Consider the following 3,211-nt stretch of genomic DNA (forward strand, 5'->3'; position numbering starts at 1 on the left):
GCCGCCCCGCGTCCGAAGCGTGGAGGACGACGACCAGCCCTAAGCCGTGCTCCCGACGTCATGCCCCTGGTGATCGGTGTCCCTATGGACTTTCTACGAATCCGAAGGTCGCAAGTTCGAGTCTTGCTGGGCGCACCACCCTGCCGGACCTTCGGAATCGGTGCTCCATGCGTCGGACCCCCCGCGCGATGCGCGCGCAGGTGGGGGGGGACGCGTCGGTCCCCGTATCCGATGCGTGGCGGATCACCGATTCTGTACCGGCTTTTGAACCCCTAGATTTACTCGTGCGTCGAGCACCGGACTCCCACTCCGGTGCTCAGGTACTGACCGTATTTGCACGTACGTACGTCCGGGTGTTCGCCGGAGAACACGTTTCAGATCGTGCACGTCGCTCCTTCGTGATGGCCCGCCGCCCCGCCCCCGCGTTCCCCGCCCAAATCGCCGTCTCGCGGCTGTCGTGCGCGCCGGCGCCTCGAGTCGGTGGGTCGCTGCAGTGCAATACGTGTGCCCGGGCAATCCGCAGCACCGGGGCGGCGGGCCAGGAGGTGCGGCGTGCAGCGTGAGGACCTGCGAGCCGACGTCAGCCGCCGCATGGGGGAGGTCTACGGCCGCATCGCCGCGGTCGAGCTCGCGCTGCAGCTGATGGACGAGGCGGCCACCCGGGCTCGCGACGAGGCGTTCGCCGAGGTCGCTCTCCACTTGAAGCACCTGGTCGAGGCGGCCGCGCTCAAGGATCCGGCCGAGCGCCGGCGCAAGGCCGAAGCCGTCCTGGCGCAAATCAGCGCGGACATCGGGAACGAGGAGAAGCTGTCCCGGCGCCTCGCCGAGGCCCAGGCCGACGGCTTGCGCCAGGCGATCGGGGTCTTCGTGCGCCAGGCGATCGCGCGGGGCCATCGCAACAGCCAGGACCATCGGACGGTCAACGGGCTCATAACCCACATAGCCGGGTTCGACTCCCGGGGCAGGCACCAGCTGCGTCCCTCCCGCTTGCGGAGTCTCTACAGGCGGACCCCCTCCAGAGGGCGCGGCGCGTCCGTTCCGGTTTCACGGGCTGCCGGGACGGGCGCGCCATCACGTGCGCGTCACCTGACGCAACCGGCCCGGGCGGCCGTCCCGCCCGCGGGTCTCTCACCAGGGATCCGGATCGTCGAGCTACCGCCGGCGATCAGCTCTGTAGGCCGCCCCGTGACGAATGAGATCGCCCGCGGGGCGGCCCTGAGGGAATCGTGAACGAAACCAAGCACACGCCAGGTCCATGGGGCCTTACAGAGCATACGGGGCCGCGCGACATCACCTGCAGGCGAAAGCACTGGCAGGTCAGCCAGACGCTCGGTGGGCAGCGCGGGGTGGCGATCGTGTTCGGGCCTGAGGCAGGACCGAACCCGACGGGCGCCAACGCCCGCCTCGTGGCCGCCGCCCCCGACCTTCTCGCCGCGCTGGAGGCCGCACAATGCTCCTGCTCCATCTCTGAACGTGAGAGCGGGCACATCACTGGGTGCTGGATGCCTGACGCTATTGCCGCCATCGCGAAGGTGAAATCGTGACGGCGCCGCTGTTGAGGCCCGAGCTCGAGGCGCTCCCGCCGCGGATGCGCCGGCTGCCCGTCGACGACCGCGGCTATCCGGTCCCCTGGTTCCTCGCCTGGGTCGGGGGAAAACCCGAGTTTCGAGCGATGGATCCGAAGAAGTTCGTCCTGGCCGTGCGCGAGCGGCGCTGCTGGGTCTGCGGTCATCCGCTCGGCGTCTACCTGGTCTTCGTCGTCGGGCCGATGTGCGGCATCAACCGCACGACGTCGGAGCCACCCTCGCACCTCCAGTGCGCCCAGTGGTCGGTGCGGAACTGCCCGTTCATGAGCCGGCCGCAGATGGTCAGGCGCGAGGACGAGCTGACCAGGTCGTGCGAGGCGAACGTCGCCGGCGACATGATCAAGCGGAACCCGGGGGTCACGCTCCTATGGGTCTGCAACGACTACGGCGTCTTCGATGACGGCCAGGGCCGGCCGCTCCTGCGCATGGGCCCGGCGCTGCGCGTCGAATGGTGGCGCGAGGGCCGGACGGCGACCCGCGCCGAGGTCCTGGAGTCGGTCGAATCGGGGCTTCCCATCCTGCGCCAGGCCGCCGAGAAGGACGGCAACGGCGCGCTCAGCCACCTGCAGCAGCTGACGGACGCCTTCGCGGCGCTGTACCCCGCCGCATGAACCGCCTCCTGTTCTCCCCCGACCGGCTGCTCCTGACGCGCACCGAGCGGTTCGAGGCCTGGCTGTGGTCGAAGCGCTGGGCGCATGCGCTGCTCGGGTGGGTCCTGCTCTTCTTCCCCGAGCGCGAGCCAGATGAACTGGGGGACGTCCTCAAGTTCATGGGCCTCATCACGCTCTGCGCGCTCAGCCTGGCGCTGGGGATGGCGCTCGGGGTGGTCCATTGAGCCGAGACGCGGCGGTCATCGACGTCCGGCTCCGCGCCCAGATCCGCCGTCGATCGTTCTGGCGCGTCCGCTTCCTCCTCTGGCGGTTCGGCTGGGTGGTTCGGTGGTTCAGGTTCAAGCGCTGGCTGCGGGGGCTGTTCCGATGACCCGAACGCACACCTACGCTCTGCTGGAAATCTCCACCCCGGCGTTTAACGAGATCGCGCAGAAGCTGATGAAGGCGGGCTATCAGCAGGCTTTTCAGGGCAACACCGAAATCGACATGCACGGCATCGGCCTGGCTCCCGATTCGAACGCCAAGCCCGATCCGCGTAGCAGGATGGTCTTCGCTCAGGACGTGGTCGACCTGCTGAACGACGCTTCAACCAAGGACGCGAAGGCTGTGCGGGCCCTGATTGCGGCCCGCGTGGAGTGCAACGCCGCCCTCGGCGAGCATCCGACCATTCAAACCGGAAAGATCGGTGGCAGGCGCCTGTCTCGATCGACGGGCGTGGGGGGCTACGAGGTCGGCCTGCTCGGCATCCTGAACGGCATCTTCGGCACGTTCGACAACGGGTGGGGCTGCATCACGGCGATTTGCGACGAGCACGCCCCTGACACGCCGATCCGCTTCGAAGTCTGCGACAACAGCGGGAAGTCCTGATGACCCCCTCCTGGTGCTCCATCCATGAGATCGACTTCATGTCCTGCCCGTGCCCGGACCGGCGCCGGACGGATCGCCTCGGCGACCTGGTCCTCGTCTGCCGCATCTGCAAGGTGCACTGCTCCCGGCACGACGACGTCGCCTGCC

6 protein-coding genes are annotated in these 3,211 nt (G+C 68.6%); all 6 read left to right on the plus strand.

Features of this window, described 5'->3' with window-relative positions; all coding sequences use genetic code 11:
- Positions 1 to 552: 552 nt before the first annotated feature.
- From VGV60_14945 to VGV60_14970, 6 genes are read left to right on the plus strand one after another with little or no spacing between them, the layout of a single operon-like run.
- Positions 553 to 1,230, plus strand: a complete 678-nt coding sequence (locus tag VGV60_14945) for a hypothetical protein (GenBank protein ID HEV8702568.1) — start codon at positions 553 to 555, stop codon at positions 1,228 to 1,230.
- Positions 1,227 to 1,544, plus strand: a complete 318-nt coding sequence (locus VGV60_14950) for a hypothetical protein (protein ID HEV8702569.1) — start codon at positions 1,227 to 1,229, stop codon at positions 1,542 to 1,544. The genes VGV60_14945 and VGV60_14950 overlap by 4 nt, the downstream gene beginning before the upstream one ends.
- Positions 1,541 to 2,197, plus strand: a complete 657-nt coding sequence (locus tag VGV60_14955; GenBank protein ID HEV8702570.1) for a hypothetical protein — start codon at positions 1,541 to 1,543, stop codon at positions 2,195 to 2,197. The genes VGV60_14950 and VGV60_14955 overlap by 4 nt, the downstream gene beginning before the upstream one ends.
- Positions 2,194 to 2,421, plus strand: coding sequence for a hypothetical protein (locus tag VGV60_14960; GenBank protein HEV8702571.1), 228 nt, complete (start codon positions 2,194 to 2,196; stop codon positions 2,419 to 2,421). The genes VGV60_14955 and VGV60_14960 overlap by 4 nt, the downstream gene beginning before the upstream one ends.
- Positions 2,418 to 2,567: a hypothetical protein gene (locus VGV60_14965; protein ID HEV8702572.1), complete on the plus strand. Its 150-nt coding sequence runs from the start codon at positions 2,418 to 2,420 to the stop codon at positions 2,565 to 2,567. Before VGV60_14960 ends, VGV60_14965 begins: the two co-directional genes overlap by 4 nt.
- Positions 2,564 to 3,064, plus strand: coding sequence for a hypothetical protein (locus VGV60_14970; protein ID HEV8702573.1), 501 nt, complete (start codon positions 2,564 to 2,566; stop codon positions 3,062 to 3,064). The genes VGV60_14965 and VGV60_14970 overlap by 4 nt, the downstream gene beginning before the upstream one ends.
- The last annotated feature ends 147 nt before the right edge of the window (positions 3,065 to 3,211 follow it).

The sequence above is a fragment of the Candidatus Polarisedimenticolia bacterium genome (assembly GCA_036001465.1).
In the GTDB taxonomy this organism is placed as follows: Bacteria; Acidobacteriota; Polarisedimenticolia; order Gp22-AA2; family Gp22-AA2; genus Gp22-AA3.